The sequence below is a fragment of the Nocardiopsis sp. NPDC006198 genome, assembly GCF_040613895.1.
Lineage (GTDB): Bacteria > Actinomycetota > Actinomycetes > Streptosporangiales > Streptosporangiaceae > Nocardiopsis > Nocardiopsis tropica.
Genome location: NZ_JBEXSY010000015.1, coordinates 1 through 13,967 on the forward strand (window position 1 = coordinate 1; position 13,967 = coordinate 13,967).

Below are 13,967 nucleotides of genomic sequence, written 5' to 3' on the forward strand. Positions count from 1 at the left end.
AGAGCGCCGAGGCCCTGCTCACCCCCGGAGAGGTCGCCCGCCTCTTCCGCGTGGACCCCAAGACCGTCGCCCGCTGGGAAAAAGACGGCCGCCTCACCTCGGTCAAAACCCTCGGCGGACACCGCCGCTACCCCCGCACCCAGATCAACACCCTGCTCGACGCGCGCCCCGACCACGGACGCCTCCTCCAGACCCTCGAAGAAGCCCGCGACCTGGCCACCGACACCGGAGCCCACACCACCGCCGCACACATCGACGACCTCATCACCACCCTGCACACACAGGACGACAAACCCCGGCGAACACCCGGCACATGATGGAGTCCGACTCATCGGCCCCGGGCCGAAGCCGTGAAGCGTCTTCCCGGCTTCGGCCCGGGGCGCAAGACCGACCCCGGTCCCCTACTCCGCTTCCACGCGAACCTTGTCGGCCTGCATCCCCTTCTGCCCCTGAACGGCCTCGAAGCTGACCTTCTGTCCGTCGTTCAGGGACTTGAATCCACTGCCCTCGATCGCCCTGAAGTGCACGAACAGATCGGGGTCGCCGGAATCCGGGGTGACGAAGCCGTACCCCTTCTCCTCGCTGAACCACTTCACCGTGCCCACCTGGCGCTCACTCATGTGCTCTCCCGTTCAGTGACATCCGGTCATCATCGGATGACCCATGGGGATCATGGCACGTGAGGACCTTCAGGGACGGCAGGTCAGGATTTCGACGTCAGCGCTCTCGGCCACATGGATGACTGCGCCCGTCGAAGCGGCATCCCGCACCGGTGTTCCCCAGCCCGCGTCGGACTCGCGAGAAACACGGGGCCTCGTCAGTCGCCGGAGTCGGGGAAGTCCTCGGGGCCGTCCCCGTCGCTGTACCGCCGCTTCTTCTCCGAACCGCCGAGGGCGAGACCCAGGACGACCACCAACAGCGCCACCAGGATGAGCGGGCCCAGACCGCTGCCCTCCGCCAGCGCTCCCAACAGCCGGCCCGCACCGAAGGTCCCGGCCACGAACACGGCCACGATCCCGACGGTCTTCGACATGACAGTGCCTCCGGTCCTCCAGGGGAGCCATCACGCCACTCACCCGAAGGCCGCGCGGCGGAGAAGAGTCCCCATCCGGCCACGGGGAGCGCGGTACGGGGGCGCCGCAACGGCTCACACCTTCCTGAGCCGAGTCTTTCGGGGAGCGGCCCCCCGCTCCGGGGGTTTGCCCGGAGTGTGCCGGGCTGCCCGCCGTGCGCACGGGACGACTCCCCGCGCGTGACCTGACCTGCGAGGCGTAGCCCTGGCAGCGGTTCCCGGTGACGCGGCGCCGCCCGCGTCACCGGGGCGCGCACACCGGGACCGGCCTCGGGGAACGACGGTAGAGCGGCATCGGCGGTGAGAGGTGGTGTGTTCAGCCGTCGGAAGCCGGTGGGTCGACGACGCCGGGATCGGTTCCGGCCGGTGGGGGCGCGATCGGGAAGAGGATCGGGCTGAGCAGGTACTGCGTGCGGCCGTCCGCCGGTTCGTTGGCCAGGTGGGGCGCGATCGCCCCGCGCATCCCCTCGATCGTCTCGCGCAGCTCCTCGGGGCTGAGCCAGACGGCGTGCTGGCGGTAGCCGACCTGGTCGTCCACCGGGTCGGCCTCGTCACGGCGGAGGTAGGCGTCGTACTCGGCTGCGAGGACGGCGAGAGAGGTGGCGAAAGCGCGCCGGTGGTCCTCGCGCGAGAGTGATGCGGCGGTGTCGGCGTCGATCGCCGCGCGTTCCCGGTGCAGCCGGTAGCGGCGCTCGACCGCGCCGCGCACCCGCCGCTCCCCGGCGACCTCCAGGACTCCCCCGGCCGCGAGCAGGTCGACGTGCCGGTAGACCGTGGCCTTCGAGACGTCCGGGATGCGCAGGCAGAGGTCGGTGGTCGTCAGCTCCCGTCCGCCGCGCATCGCGTGGATCACCCGTAGCCGTACCGGGTGTGCGAGTAGTTCGAAACCGTCCATGCAGAAATGATCTCACACCATGCTAACGTTCGCAGAAGCTGAGAAAGGTGATGACGATGTCTGACGAACCCCCGACCGGAACCGTGTCCGCCTGGGCCCCGCCGCCCTACGCCAACCCGCACCTGTTCACCGAGCACGACGTCACGGTCGGCACCGGCCCCCTCGCCGTGCCGGGCACCGTGAGCGTCCCGAAGGACCGGGGCCCCGGTCCCGGTGTGGTGCTGCTCAGCGGCGGCGGGCACTTCGACCGCGACGAGACCAGCGGGCCGAACAAGCCGCTCAAGGACCTGGCGTGGGGGCTGGCGGGGCTCGGGATCGCGGTGCTGCGCTTCGACAAGGCGACCTTCGCCCACAGCGGGTTCGCGGCCTCGCCCGACCTGACCATGTCGCGGGAGTACGTGCCCTACGCCGTCGACGCGGTCGGCCTGCTCGGGCGCCGCCCGGAGGTGGACGCCGGGCGCGTCTTCGTCCTCGGACACAGCATGGGCGGAAAGGTCGCCCCGCTGGTCGCGACCGCCGAGCCCTCCGTGGCTGGCCTGGTGGTCATGGCCGGCGACGCACAGCCGATGCACCATGCCGCCGTCCGCGTCGCCTCCCACCTCTCCTCGGTGCTCCCGGACCAGGTCCCGACCTCGCTGGTCGAGACGTTCGCCGGACAGGCCGCCCTCGTCGACGGCCCCGGACTGACCTCCGCGACCCCGGCCTCGGAACTGCCGTTCGGGCTGCCCGCGTCGTACTGGCTCGAACTGCGCGACTACGACCCGGTGGCGACCGCCGCCGCACTCGGCAAGCCGATGCTCATCCTCCAAGGAGGCCGCGACTACCAGGTCACCGTCGCCGACGACCTCGCCCGGTGGCGGACGGGCCTGGCCGACCGGCCCGGGGTGGACTTCCGCGTCTTCGAGGCGGACGACCACCTGTTCTTCCCCGGCGTCGGCCCGTCCACCCCGGCCGACTACGCGTTGCCCCACCACGTCGACCCGGCGGTGGTCACCGGCGTCGCCGGCTGGCTCCACCGCACCCGGCCGACGGCGGTGGGGCGTTAGGCCCGCCCGCGCCGCACGTTCGGCACCGGCCCGGCGGATGGGCTGTCGGGGCGCTCACGGCCGCGGCCGGTCAGCGCCTGTGGCATGCCTTCAGGTAGCTGAGGAAGGATGCCTGCAGCCCGGTGACGTGCGTCTCCCGCAACAACGCGTGCGAAACCTGCTCCGACCGCCCCTGGGTGTGGAGCTGTTCCACCGTCGCAAGGACGTTACGGGCCATTCCGCGATAGAACGGAATTTCTCCCAGCAGTTCGGCTTCGTTCAGCGTGATGTGCAGCTGTGGAGCGGCTGCGTCCTCGCCGAGTTCCGGCAGGGCTTCGACGAGGGTGAAGATCTGGCTGTCCGTACTGGCCACACCGGGGCTGCCCGCACCGATGCTCGCGAAGAGACCTGTCTCGCGCAGCCATGCGTAGAGGGCGAAAAGACCTCCGTAGGAGTAGCCGAAGAGGCCGTGCCCGGACTCGCTGACACGCAGCCTCGACCGGAGGTGGGGGTGGAGTTCGCCGGTCAGGAAGTCGAGGAAGACGTCGGCGTGGGCCTCCTTCAGCTCCGCGAGGTAGGCGTCGACCTGCTCCTGGGTCATCGCACCCGTGTCGCGAGCTTTCGTGAGGGTGGCCAGCATGTCGTCACCGATGGGTTCCCCCGGCGGGACGAGGTCGCGGTTGCGAATCTGCGCCCAGGCCGCCGCCTCCTCACCGGTGTACCCGATGCTGACCTGGATGTAGGGGGCGATCGTCAGATACGGGTCCGCCTGGGTGACGATGAGGGGCGCGGTGAGCCCGACCGTCCAGTTGCCGTCCAACACGTAGATCAGCGGCAGGGGCTCCGTGGAGTCCGCATAACCGGGGGGCGTGGTCACCCAGACGCCGTAGCGGTGCCCCGACCGCGCGGTGATCTCCAGGTACTCCGTGTCCGGCAGGCAGCCGTGCAGTATCTCGCTCATCGGGTTTGTCCCTTCATGATGTGACCGCCCTTGAAGACGAGGGCGGCCATGTCCGGATCGGCGAACACGTTCGGGTCGTGGAGCGGGTCTTGTCGCCAGGCGACCATGTCGGCCCGCATCCCGACGCGGATCATTCCGACGGTCCCGCCCAGCCCGAGGATGTCGGCGTTGACGCTGGTGGCCGACACCAGCGCACGCATGGGTGATTCCAGCTCGGCGCGCAGGCGCAGCTCCTGGCCCCGGCGCCGCTGGTTCGGCCCGATGAGGTCCGAGCCCAGGCCGATCCTCAGGCCCGCCGCGCGAGAGGTCTCCAGCGCTGTCGCCATGCGTTGGCGGACTCCGGCGACGCGGTCCCGCACCGCGGGGTCCAGGCCCATGCTCTCGGCGTCCATGAGCTGCTCGACCACGGCGAAGGTGGGGACCAGGGCCACGTCGTGCTCCCGCATCAACCGGGCCGTCGGTTCGTCGATGTCGGTGCCGTGCTCCACACAGCGCACGCCGGCCCGCACGGCGTTGCGAATGCCCGCGTTGTTGTGCGCGTGCACCGTGACGTAGGTGCCGCGCGCCTGTGCCTCTTGCACCGCCACGGCGATCTCTTCGTGCGTGAACTGTGTGTCGTCGAGGCGGTCGTGTCCCCCGACGACGCCGCCCGTGACGCACAGCTTCAGGAAACTCGCGCCGCGACGGAACGACTCGCGCACATTGCGCCGCAGCTCGTCGGCATTGCCCGACATCAGCGACAGGGCGCAGAGCCCGGGGATGTGGTGGGCCTCCCACAGCCCGGTCGGCTCCCATGCGGCCCCGTAGTAGCCGTGTCCCCCGGTCTGGCACTGCACAGGACCGCACGAGAGGACCCGCGGACCCCGTACCTTTCCCTTCGCGATGACCCCGACGACCCCGCCGTCGATGCCGCCGGTGTCGCGCACCGTGGTGAAGCCCGCGTCCAGGGCGTGGCCCGCGGCAGCGAAGATGTCGGCAGCGAGCTCGGCCGCCGAGAGCTGGAACCCGAACTGCGCTCCGACCGGGCTCGAGAGACCCAGGTGGACGTGTGCGTCGATCAGTCCCGGGGTCAGGACCATGCCGCCGAGGTCGACGACCGCCGCGCCCGACGGCGCCCTCCCGATCGCGGTGATCATGCCGTCCTCCACGCACACGTCGACCGCGGTCGGGTCGGCGCCCGATCCGTCCGCGACGGTACCGCCGACCAGCCATGTAGCGGTCATGGAACCTCCTCCCCCGGGTTGCGGCCCACTGTACTCAACAGTGGTGAATTCACTGTGCGGTAACGTACTCAACAGTGGTGAAACTGTCAACGGAGGCAACGTGAGATCGCCGGTCGGGGAAGGGAAGAAGCGTCTCCTGGAGGCGCTGTTCGACGAGTTCGGCGAGAACGGCCCCAGCCCGAACCTGTCGATGCGCCAAGTGGCGGAGCGGCTCGGTGTGCACCACACGCTGCTGACGTATCACTTCGGGTCGCGGCCGGGTCTGCTGCGTGCCGTGCTGTTGGAGGCGCGCCGCCGCGACAACCTCGTCATCGCCGAGACCGGCAACGAACTCGGGTTCACGGCCCTGTGCAGGGCCATCTGGAACTTCTACTCGGACCCCGCGCACGAAGACCGCGTCCATGCCTTCTTCCACCTGGTCGGGCTGGCGGTCTATGAACGCGACGCGTTCCAGGAGCTCGTCATCGACATCGACGGCCTGGCTCAGCTGCTCGAAGCGGCAGCTCTTCGCGACGGCGCCACGGAAACCGACGCCAGGCAGCAGAGCATCATCGCGACCGCATCCCTGCGAGGACTCCTGCTGCAGAGGCTGCTGACCCCGACCGCCGAGGTCGACGCCGCGGCCGAGCGCTTCATCACCTCGTTGGCGGCGTTCGAGGGGGGAGGTCGCGCCTCGTCGACCCCGTGACCCTCGGGCCGACCGGTCGGCAGGCTGCACCGACACCGAACCCGGCGCCCGGGGCGGTCCGTGTGCGTCCGGAGCGGTTCATCGGGTCCGTACTCCGCGTCGGCGCGGTCGTCATCTTCCTTCGGTACCACTGTCCCGCTTGACGGCGACGGGAGCCAGGGATCGCGGATCCCTGGACAGCCCGGTCCGTGCGGGTCCCGCTCCGACCTGCCGCTCGTGGACGCCTGGCGGAAGCGCTGGTCCCCGCCGGCCGCTCGGGCCGACCGTCGTCGTAGCCGTCGCGCCCAGGGGACGCCCGGTCAACAGGTATGAGGTCAGTGAGGGATCTGCACGTCGACACCGGAGAGGAGCTGCAGCTTGTCGTAGCTCTCAGTGCCCGGGACGGCGGTGTAGACCAGCAGGCGGTGCGACTGGTGCGGGTCGAGCAGCGTCTGGCAGTTCAGCTCCAGAGCGCCGACCTCTGGGTGGACGAACCGCTTGACCTCGCTGGGGAGGACACCGATCTCGTGTTCGTCCCACAGTCGGCGGAACTCCTCGCTCTGGCCGAGGAGAAGATCGGCGTAATGCGCCGCCTGCGAGTCGGGGCCCCGGAGCGTGACGAGCCGGCGCAGGCCGGACGCGTACATCCGCGACAGCAGCTCGTGGTCGTCGGGTGCGTAGAGCTGCCGGGCGCCGGGGTCGGTGAACCAGCGGTAGCCGTTGCTGCGCGCCGGGCCGGTGTAGTGGGTCGTGTCCCCGATGAGTGCCACACCGAGCGGACTCTGGCGCAGGGTCTCCCCGAGCTCGGTGACGATCTCGGCGGGGGTGTCGTCCAGGCGGTCGAGGATGCGCAGCAGGCCGGGGCTGATGTGCTTGCTGTCCGCGCCGCGGGTGGGCGGGTTGTGCCCGGCGAGGCGGAACAGGTGGTCGCGTTCGTCGAGGGAGAGGTGCAGGCCCTGCGCGATGGAGGCGAGCATCTGCACGGACGGCTGGGGCCCGCGTTCCTGTTCCAGGCGGGTGTAGTAGTCGGTCGACATGTGGCAGAGCGCGGCGACCTCCTCGCGGCGCAGTCCGCTGGTCCTGCGGCGCGGTCCGCGCGGGAGGCCGGCGTCCTCGGGTTGCAGCGACTCCCGGCGGAGTCGGAGGAATGTCGCCAGTCCGGCCCGGTCGATCACGGCCGTCTCCTTCTTGCTCGGTGCTCTGTCGTTCCCACCGTGGGCGGGCCGTGTCGGCCGCGGGCCGTTGTTCCCCCTTCGAGCGGGGCGGCGGTCCGGTGATCACCGGACGAAAGGCCGTGGACGCCCTTCCGCTCGGCGAGGACGGAACTTCGCCCGCCGCATCCTCTTGACCGGGAGTCCCTGTATAACTCCGGCCGACTCCGCGACAGTGGACCACGCACAACGGCTGGGAAGCAGACACTACCGCGCAGGATCATCGACATCCCCCGGCCGAATCGGCCCGGCACGCGCGCTGTCGTCACCGGAGCAGGCCACGGCTCCGGGCTCGGCATCGCGGCTCGACCGGTCTCCCCCGGGTCGTACCAGGCCGGAGCGGACCGGCCCGGGTGCCCCCGTGGCCGGACCGAGCGGTTGCAAGGCGCCTCGTCTGCGCAGAACAACGTTTTTCAGGGCAGGCCGCTACCCAGCGGTGGCCGAAGACAAGGACAGAAGGAGTGGAACGGGCGATGAGCGGCTGGGAAGCACGGAACGCACAAGAGCTGGCTCGGCTTCAGCGGACGCTCCGCGAAGTGGATGACGCGAGCGCGAACCTGGAGCAGGCGACCGAGGAGGCCATGTCCAAGAACCGCCTCGTCGCGGCGACGGTGAACGCGAGCGGTGAACTGGTCGATCTGCAGTTCAACAGCCAGTCCTATCGGAACATGGCGCCCACAGAACTGGCGAGCGCCGTCAAGGACGTCGTCAACCGCACACGGGGGCAAATGGCCGACCGGGTGGAGACGCTCTACCAGCCCTTCGCTCCCGAGGGCATCGCCGTGGACGACGTCATGAAGGAAACCCTCAACATCCGCGACCTCTTCCGCGGTCTCGGCGTGGAACCGCCGCCGCTGTAGCAGCCGTTGGCGGCACTCGACTTTCACCGCGGTACACACATCTGGCAGGAGAGACCATGCCGAGATACGACGGCAGCGGCAGCAACAGCAGCTCCAACGATTCCCTCTACGTCGCGCCGGACGAACTGGCGCGCGACGGGCATTACATCCACGAACCGGCCGACAGGCTCGAGGCCCTGGTCGAGTGGTACGAGTCCGTGCGCCCGGCCCTGGGAACGCCCTGGGGCGAGGGCGACGACTTCGCCAGACAGATGAACAACGTCATGCAACCGTTGGAGGAGAACCTCATGCCGTACTTGAGACCCGTCGCCCGCGGCCTTCGCCAGGCCTCCGACCGCACCGTGGGCACCGCCAGGAACTACAGGGTCAACGAGGAACAGAACATCGACAGAGTAAGGAACCTCGGCAACGGCGCTCCCGGCGGCGGGGGCGGGGGCCGATGGGGATGAACCGCATGCCCTGGTCCGGGACGGCGGGTGCCGCCTCCGCGTGAGGAGGCGTCCGCGGTGACCGGAGCGCTTCGATCCGGGCCCGCCGGACCGGCTCGGCGGTCCTGTTCACCGGCCGGACCGCGTCCCGCCGAACCGGACGCCCGCCGTGCTCCCGCGGGTCGGCCCCGGGTCGGTGCCGGAACAGTCGGTTCCGGCGGCTCCGTCCCAGGCCGAGCACGCGCCCCGGCCGACCGCATTGCGCGAGCCCGGGCTAGACAGGTTCCGTATCGTACGCAAGCTCGGCGAGACCGCCTACGACATCAGCCCCTACCGGTTCGAGGTCCAGCACCGCCACGTCTTCCACCTCGAACCGGACGGATCTGTCCCCGTACCGGACCGGTGGCGGAGCCGGGAACTGCACGATGGCGAACGGCCCCGACGAACTTCGAGTGCTTCTGGATTCCGCTGGAGGCAGCCCACATCCTGCAGTCGGGCCGGGGCGCCCTGCTGCGCAAGCTGTTCGACCGGATTGCGAGGAAGTACGCCACTGCCGCAGACACCCACCCCCCGAGGTGCCGCGGGTACCGTCGACCTCCCTCTGCTCTTCCCGGTGCGTGCGCTACGAACTGCAACCAGCAGCACCATCGGTATGGCAGTCCTCCTCCGTGTGATGATGGTTGGTTCCTACAGGTGAGCTTGGGTCCGCTGGCCACCAACGGCTCCAACTCGCTTGCCCTAGGGGGAGAGCTGCGGGGCCTGGGGCCCGCCCGAGGGCAGGCCCCAGAAGCTCAGGGTTACCGTTCGTCCTCCTGATCCTTGATCGCCTCACCGGAGCGGTGTAGGACCACCTTCAGGATTCCGATCAGCGTCGAGCCTATGACCTTGAGGTAGAACAGACCCATCATCCCCACCAGGACGCCAACCTGGACGAAGGGGTGCTGGGCGAGGACGAGTTCAACCAGTCCGGCCAGGACAGCTTCCCCTCCTACGAGATCGAGCAGTCCAGCGGTTTGGGGGTATGCGGGCACAGCAGTCTCCTCAGGGTGGGTGGGCATGACAAAGCAGGCCCCGGCGGACCGGGACCTGCCGTCGAAAAGAAAAGGAATTGATGAATAGCCGGGCGAAGCGAAACTTATCCCTAAAGGTGTCGCTACCCTCGACTCAAAAAAGCTCGGACAAGTTCCCTGGCCATTGACCGATTCCAGGGCGGCTACAGACCTCGGAACATGGGCATGGGGTTGCTTTTTAAATTCATCAAAAGTAAACCCGTGTCCGGCTTTGCCGGGCTAAAAATAATTCGATGGTAATTTCGCCCCAATTCTCCCAAACCCCGACAAGCAGCGTCCAGACAGGTACCGAAAACATCCCTTACGGCTGTTGCACTGAAAGTTGACACCCGGGCGCACCCAGGGTCCTTTCGCGCATGGACCCTGACATAGCTTTTAAAAGAGAGGCATCCAGGAAGGTGCATTTTGACCTGCATAAACGCAACCAGGAGGGGGGCTTACAACCCTCCTTGAAATCACTCAAGGAGGGTTGTAAGCCCGCACTGCGACACGGCTGCCAATCAACAAATGGGGGTTGCAAACCCCCAAATCTTGTGCTTTAGTACCCACGCTTCATGCAGGAATGCGCTTGCCCCTTGCGCCTCCACCACCCCCTGAGGAGATGAACGTGGCCCGACCCCTGCGGGTGATCCCCGGATCCCAGGAGACCCCCGTGCCCCCAGTTGCGCCCACCACCACGCCGATCCAGGTCAATTCCGGGGACAAACTGGTCGTCGAACGCGCCCGCCGCTCGACCTACGACTTCGTCGGCGGCCGCTACTATCTGATGTCCAAGGCCCTCACCGCGGCTATCCCCCACATGAAGCTCACCCCCACCGAGACCGACGTCCTGCATCACATCCTCGGCAACCAGGAAAGCGGTGGCATCCTCAAGGCCACGCACGAGGAGATCGGCGTCGACCTCGGCATCGGCCGATCTGAGGTCGGCAAAGCCGTGCGCACCCTGAGCAGGATCGGCCTGATCTGGCAACAGCGCCGCGGAGAGCTCGCAGTCAATCCCCGGTGCGCCTACTTCGGCGTCAGCGGACTCCAGAACGAAGCCGTCGCGGCGATCCCCGACCACGTCCCGCAGATCGTCCTGCCCCAGAGCAAGGTGCGCCCGCCGAGGCGCCGCCGCAAGCTGCGTTGAGAGGGGCGAGCCGCATGACCAACGAACCCGTGACGATCGAGGAGTACGAACTCCACACCGCCCAGAGCCTGTACCGCACCCTGGTGCTGGCGCGCCTGACTCCCACCCAGGCTGATGTATGGAACACGATGCTGTCCTCGATCACCTCCGGAACCAGGATCAACATGTCCCAGCAGGAGATCGCCGAGTTCCTGCAAGTCGATGCCGGCTACGTGAGCCGTGCTGCTCGACGCCTGAAGGAGCTCGGCCTCATCTGGCGTCCGACGGGATCCGGCGTCACTTGGCACGTCAATGTCCGCTTGGCTTTCAAGGGCCCGGTCGAGGAATGGGTCGACCAGATCAACGAGGCCCCTGACGAGGTTCCGCAGCTCCAAGTGCCCGACTACAGGGTTCGGCCCCCGCGCCGTTCCGGCAGGCCCAGGACTCTGCGCTCGATGTCCACGTGATCGGCCTGGACGCCGCAGGCGGGACGCGGCCTCTTGACAACTGGGCCACCGGTGCCGGCCTGCCCGAGCGCGGAAGTCCGACGGAGCGGGTGCAGCACCATGTCTGGATCGAGGGTGAGATACCGCCGCCGACCCAGGAAGGCGAGCGAGTACGGCGCTCCACACGGTCCTGATCGGAAGCACGCCGAGACAACGGGAACGGTGGTCAATCGTGTTGGACGGCGAAGCACGTGGCGAGCACGAATACGAACCCCAGCGAGCCGAGCAGGAACGGTGAGCCGTCCGGGAGTGCGACGCGCTCGCCGACCCACGCGAGGGGTCCCCAACCGACTCCCCAGAGGAGTTCGGTGAGTCCCGTCCCGTACCCCTGGACGATCATCAGGATGCCGGCGACCAGGGTGAGTCCGTAGATCCGGGCCTCCCCGAACATGAGGCGGAGTGCTGCTGACATGCCGAGCTCCTCTCTTGGCAATGCAAGTGCATTGCAATGCACATGCATTGTAACCTTGACGCGAGAGGCGTGGTCCCATGCGGTGCGTTGGACGAGAGACGGGGGAAGCGATGCCCAGACAGGTGGACCACCGGCAGAGGCGCGCCCAGATCGCAGAAGCGGTCTGCTCGCTCGTCTCCGCACGGGGCTTGGAGGGCGTCAGCCTGCGCGACGTGGCTGCCGAGGCAGGGATCTCGATGGGCCGCGTGCAGCACTACTTCCGCACGAAGGACGAGATGCTGCTGTTCGCGCTGGAATACGTGGGCGCCCGCGACGTCGCCGGAACGCACGAGCGTTTGGCGCCGGCGACGTCGCCGTCTCCGCGGGATGTCGTCCGCACGGTTCTGGGCGGCCTGCTCGACGGAGACCCCCGCCAGGTGGAGGCTCAGCGGGTCGGGGTCGCCTTCCTGGCGCGGGCGCTGGTCGAGCCGAAGCTGGCCGCGTTCCTGCTCCAGGGCTACGCGGGGATCCAGGTCCTCCTGGAGCAGGTACTGAGCGAGGGGGTCGACGCGGGAACGGTCGCCGCCGACACCGATCCCGAGGCGGCGGCGCTTGAGGCCTTCGCTCTGGTGGAGGGGTTGAGGGCGCAGACGCTTCTCGGCCATGTGGCCAGGGAGAGGGCACTGGCGGTCCTCGACGCCCACCTGGACCGGCTCTTCGTCGGCTGACCGTCCGCGACGTCCCGGAAAGAGGTGGGTTCAGCCGCGACGACGGCGTTCTCAATCCGTGGCTACGGAGCTCCGTCATGGCGGGGAGATGCCCGCGAGTTCTGTTCCTGAGGGTCGCCGGTGTGGACAGCGGAGGACCGTTGTTCTCCACCACGGATTCCGGCAAGGCCGTGGTGCACGGTCTTGTGACCGGGGAGACGAACACCTGCACCGGGCTCTTCACCAATCCGGCCGACAATCCGGCCGACCCGGCCGTCCGGGATCCGCTCGCCTCCCACGGGCTCGCGGCGGCCCCGCCCGCGAGCACTGCGGGGGTCTACCTCGTCGAAGGTCTCGGCCGGGTGGGCCGACCGGTCGCAGACGTCATGGGACGCTGGGGCGGGTCCGGCTCCGGGGGCATGGGCTCCGATCGGCGGGAGGCCGGACCCTCACAGATCGATGGAGAGCTCCTCACCACTCGGTTCCGCCATGTCGCCCTCGGGTTCCAGAGAGATCCACAACTGGTCGGGGAACCCCATGTCACCGGCCACACCCGCGTACCGGCCCTCGCCCGAGGACTCCATGACCCCCGCGGGGCGGACACCGTCACCGTCCACCCACCACATGCGGTAGGCCATACCCTCCGGCGCGGCGGAGAGCCCTTCGACCACCAGGACCGCGGCGTCGCGGTCGTAGGAGGCGAAGACCGTGGCCCGGGCCTCGCCCAGCGACGCCGCGACCATGTTGGTGTCGGCCGCGGCCAGCAGCGTCTCCACCTCCGAGGTCCGGGCTTCCTGCTCGGCGAGCCGCTCGCTGACGGACGCCAGAGTTCCCGCCAGCACCATGGAGAACAGCGCGAGGGACGCGGCCAGCCCCCACGGCAGCCACCGCCCCACGGTCCGGGAACGGAGGGTCCGACCCGCCGGACGGGACCGCGTCGGCGGCTTCTGACGTGTCACCCGGGCCTCGGCCAGGATCGATTCCCACACCTCCTCCCTCGGCTGCACCGTCTCCGCGCGCGCCAGGCGCACCGCTGTCTCACGGAACTCCGCGAGATCGCGTCGGCAGTCCTCGCACTCGGCGAGGTGCCGCTCCGCCGCCCGGACCTCCGCGGGCTCCAGGGCATCGACGGCGTAGCCCGCCGTCAGACCGTGTTCCCCCCGCCGTCTCACACCGTCACCCCCAGGCAGTCCCTCAGTTTGATCAACCCGTCGCGCAGTCGTCCCTTGACCGTGGTCAGCGGTACCCGCAGGAGGTCGGCCACCTGCCGCTGCGTGTACCCCGTGTAGTAGGTGAGGCGCACGGCCTCGCGCTGCGGCTCGGTCAGCTTCCGCAGACAGCGGCGCACCTTCTCCCGCTCCAGCCGGTGCTCCACCTGCTCAGGCACCGTGTCGTGCGGCGTGGCCGGCGGTTCCAGGCGGCCGACCGCGGTCAACCGGTCCGACGCCGCCTGCTCGGAGCGGACCCGGTCCACCGCCCGGCGGTGGGCGATGGTCAGCACCCATGCGCCCACGCTGCCCAGGGACGGGTCGTGGCGGGCACTGGTCCGCCAGACCTCCAGGAACACCTCCTGGCACACCTCCTCCGCCTGGGCCGTATCCACCAGCACACGTCTGGCCACGCCGAACACCGCCCCCGAGAGTTCCCGGTAGAGCGACTCGAACGCCGACAGGTCGCCGAGTGCGACCTCGTGCAGCAGAGCGGACAGGGCGTGCCTCCCGCCGGAGGACTCCTCGTCGTCGCGCCCTCCGTCCGACACCGTGTGGGCCCCCGATCCGGGAACGCGCATCCTCGCCCGCCTCACCTCGCCACCGACCTTCCCACCTCGTCACTCCGGGATTCG

At 69.0% G+C, this 13,967-nt stretch carries 17 protein-coding genes and 1 pseudogene; 8 read left to right on the forward strand and 10 right to left on the reverse strand.

The features are described 5' to 3' along the window. A pseudogene (locus ABZ234_RS12730) lies at nt 1–131 on the forward strand (BldC family transcriptional regulator); the annotation flags it as partial. Nucleotides 132–401: 270 nt separating this feature from the next. On the opposite strand, the gene ABZ234_RS12735 reads toward ABZ234_RS12730, so the two are convergent. From ABZ234_RS12735 to ABZ234_RS12745, 3 genes are all read right to left on the reverse strand, one after another. Beyond that, nucleotides 402–620 (reverse strand): cold-shock protein, encoded by a 219-nt coding sequence (locus ABZ234_RS12735; RefSeq protein ID WP_355012077.1) that lies wholly within the window; start codon nt 618–620, stop codon nt 402–404. Between the two features lie 197 nt (nt 621–817). Continuing rightward, nucleotides 818–1,033, reverse strand: coding sequence for a hypothetical protein (locus ABZ234_RS12740; protein WP_355012078.1), 216 nt, complete (start codon nt 1,031–1,033; stop codon nt 818–820). A gap of 355 nt (nt 1,034–1,388) precedes the next feature. Continuing rightward, a complete protein-coding gene (locus ABZ234_RS12745; protein WP_355012079.1) occupies nt 1,389–1,967 on the reverse strand; it encodes a helix-turn-helix domain-containing protein in 579 nt (192 codons plus the stop codon). A 56-nt stretch (nt 1,968–2,023) separates the two neighbouring features. Between ABZ234_RS12745 and ABZ234_RS12750 the strand changes: the two genes are divergently transcribed. After that, nucleotides 2,024–3,013 (forward strand): alpha/beta hydrolase, encoded by a 990-nt coding sequence (locus tag ABZ234_RS12750; protein ID WP_355012080.1) that lies wholly within the window; start codon nt 2,024–2,026, stop codon nt 3,011–3,013. Nucleotides 3,014–3,083: 70 nt separating this feature from the next. On the opposite strand, the gene ABZ234_RS12755 is transcribed toward ABZ234_RS12750, so the two are convergent. Further along, complete coding sequence (locus tag ABZ234_RS12755) at nt 3,084–3,953, reverse strand: alpha/beta hydrolase-fold protein (RefSeq protein WP_355012081.1); 870 nt, start codon at nt 3,951–3,953, stop codon at nt 3,084–3,086. Continuing rightward, nucleotides 3,950–5,176 (reverse strand): amidohydrolase family protein, encoded by a 1,227-nt coding sequence (locus ABZ234_RS12760; protein WP_355012082.1) that lies wholly within the window; start codon nt 5,174–5,176, stop codon nt 3,950–3,952. The genes ABZ234_RS12755 and ABZ234_RS12760 overlap by 4 nt, the downstream gene beginning before the upstream one ends. A gap of 100 nt (nt 5,177–5,276) precedes the next feature. Here ABZ234_RS12760 and ABZ234_RS12765 point away from each other — a divergent pair, with 100 nt between their 5' ends. After that, nucleotides 5,277–5,864 (forward strand): TetR/AcrR family transcriptional regulator, encoded by a 588-nt coding sequence (locus ABZ234_RS12765; protein ID WP_355012083.1) that lies wholly within the window; start codon nt 5,277–5,279, stop codon nt 5,862–5,864. Nucleotides 5,865–6,178: 314 nt separating this feature from the next. Here the strand turns inward: ABZ234_RS12765 and ABZ234_RS12770 are convergent, their stop codons facing one another. Then, nucleotides 6,179–7,018 carry a helix-turn-helix transcriptional regulator gene (locus tag ABZ234_RS12770; protein WP_344178153.1) on the reverse strand — a complete coding sequence of 280 codons (840 nt, stop codon included), beginning with the start codon at nt 7,016–7,018 and terminating at the stop codon, nt 6,179–6,181. A gap of 509 nt (nt 7,019–7,527) precedes the next feature. Here ABZ234_RS12770 and ABZ234_RS12775 point away from each other — a divergent pair. Both ABZ234_RS12775 and ABZ234_RS12780 read left to right on the forward strand, forming a co-directional pair. Further along, nucleotides 7,528–7,914, forward strand: coding sequence for a YbaB/EbfC family nucleoid-associated protein (locus tag ABZ234_RS12775; RefSeq protein WP_355012084.1), 387 nt, complete (start codon nt 7,528–7,530; stop codon nt 7,912–7,914). A gap of 56 nt (nt 7,915–7,970) precedes the next feature. Next, nucleotides 7,971–8,363 (forward strand): hypothetical protein, encoded by a 393-nt coding sequence (locus tag ABZ234_RS12780; RefSeq protein WP_355012085.1) that lies wholly within the window; start codon nt 7,971–7,973, stop codon nt 8,361–8,363. Between the two features lie 776 nt (nt 8,364–9,139). Here ABZ234_RS12780 and ABZ234_RS12785 read toward each other — a convergent pair. Then, nucleotides 9,140–9,373: a hypothetical protein gene (locus ABZ234_RS12785; protein WP_355012086.1), complete on the reverse strand. Its 234-nt coding sequence runs from the start codon at nt 9,371–9,373 to the stop codon at nt 9,140–9,142. Between the two features lie 640 nt (nt 9,374–10,013). Between ABZ234_RS12785 and ABZ234_RS12790 the strand changes: the two genes are divergently transcribed. Both ABZ234_RS12790 and ABZ234_RS12795 read left to right on the forward strand, forming a co-directional pair. Next, nucleotides 10,014–10,541: a hypothetical protein gene (locus tag ABZ234_RS12790; protein WP_355012087.1), complete on the forward strand. Its 528-nt coding sequence runs from the start codon at nt 10,014–10,016 to the stop codon at nt 10,539–10,541. A 14-nt stretch (nt 10,542–10,555) separates the two neighbouring features. After that, nucleotides 10,556–10,987, forward strand: a complete 432-nt coding sequence (locus tag ABZ234_RS12795; protein ID WP_355012088.1) for a MarR family transcriptional regulator — start codon at nt 10,556–10,558, stop codon at nt 10,985–10,987. Nucleotides 10,988–11,192: 205 nt separating this feature from the next. Here ABZ234_RS12795 and ABZ234_RS12800 read toward each other — a convergent pair whose 3' ends face one another. Beyond that, on the reverse strand, nt 11,193–11,438 hold the full coding sequence (locus tag ABZ234_RS12800) for a hypothetical protein (RefSeq protein ID WP_355012089.1): 246 nt from the start codon (nt 11,436–11,438) through the stop codon (nt 11,193–11,195). Between the two features lie 110 nt (nt 11,439–11,548). Here ABZ234_RS12800 and ABZ234_RS12805 point away from each other — a divergent pair, with 110 nt between their 5' ends. Next, complete coding sequence (locus ABZ234_RS12805) at nt 11,549–12,145, forward strand: TetR/AcrR family transcriptional regulator (RefSeq protein ID WP_355012090.1); 597 nt, start codon at nt 11,549–11,551, stop codon at nt 12,143–12,145. A 428-nt stretch (nt 12,146–12,573) separates the two neighbouring features. Here ABZ234_RS12805 and ABZ234_RS12810 read toward each other — a convergent pair whose 3' ends face one another. Beyond that, on the reverse strand, nt 12,574–13,296 hold the full coding sequence (locus ABZ234_RS12810) for an anti-sigma factor (protein WP_355012091.1): 723 nt from the start codon (nt 13,294–13,296) through the stop codon (nt 12,574–12,576). Continuing rightward, the gene (gene sigK / locus ABZ234_RS12815; protein WP_355012092.1) at nt 13,293–13,913 is read right to left on the reverse strand and encodes an ECF RNA polymerase sigma factor SigK; all 621 of its coding nucleotides are present in this window, start codon (nt 13,911–13,913) and stop codon (nt 13,293–13,295) included. The genes ABZ234_RS12810 and sigK overlap by 4 nt, the downstream gene beginning before the upstream one ends. Nucleotides 13,914–13,967: the final 54 nt, after the last annotated feature.

Excerpts from the sequence above, each read along its gene's own strand:
- ABZ234_RS12780 (WP_355012085.1), top strand. The coding sequence starts at position 7,971 with ATGCCGAGATACGACGGCAGCGGCAGCAACAGCAGCTCCAACGATTCC.
- ABZ234_RS12745 (WP_355012079.1), bottom strand. The coding sequence starts at position 1,967 with ATGGACGGTTTCGAACTACTCGCACACCCGGTACGGCTACGGGTGATC.
- ABZ234_RS12805 (WP_355012090.1), top strand. The coding sequence starts at position 11,549 with ATGCCCAGACAGGTGGACCACCGGCAGAGGCGCGCCCAGATCGCAGAA.
- ABZ234_RS12775 (WP_355012084.1), top strand. The coding sequence starts at position 7,528 with ATGAGCGGCTGGGAAGCACGGAACGCACAAGAGCTGGCTCGGCTTCAG.
- ABZ234_RS12800 (WP_355012089.1), bottom strand. The coding sequence starts at position 11,438 with ATGTCAGCAGCACTCCGCCTCATGTTCGGGGAGGCCCGGATCTACGGA.
- ABZ234_RS12740 (WP_355012078.1), bottom strand. The coding sequence starts at position 1,033 with ATGTCGAAGACCGTCGGGATCGTGGCCGTGTTCGTGGCCGGGACCTTC.
- ABZ234_RS12795 (WP_355012088.1), top strand. The coding sequence starts at position 10,556 with ATGACCAACGAACCCGTGACGATCGAGGAGTACGAACTCCACACCGCC.
- ABZ234_RS12755 (WP_355012081.1), bottom strand. The coding sequence starts at position 3,953 with ATGAGCGAGATACTGCACGGCTGCCTGCCGGACACGGAGTACCTGGAG.
- ABZ234_RS12735 (WP_355012077.1), bottom strand. The coding sequence starts at position 620 with ATGAGTGAGCGCCAGGTGGGCACGGTGAAGTGGTTCAGCGAGGAGAAG.
- ABZ234_RS12790 (WP_355012087.1), top strand. The coding sequence starts at position 10,014 with ATGAACGTGGCCCGACCCCTGCGGGTGATCCCCGGATCCCAGGAGACC.
- ABZ234_RS12750 (WP_355012080.1), top strand. The coding sequence starts at position 2,024 with ATGTCTGACGAACCCCCGACCGGAACCGTGTCCGCCTGGGCCCCGCCG.
- ABZ234_RS12760 (WP_355012082.1), bottom strand. The coding sequence starts at position 5,176 with ATGACCGCTACATGGCTGGTCGGCGGTACCGTCGCGGACGGATCGGGC.
- sigK (WP_355012092.1), bottom strand. The coding sequence starts at position 13,913 with ATGCGCGTTCCCGGATCGGGGGCCCACACGGTGTCGGACGGAGGGCGC.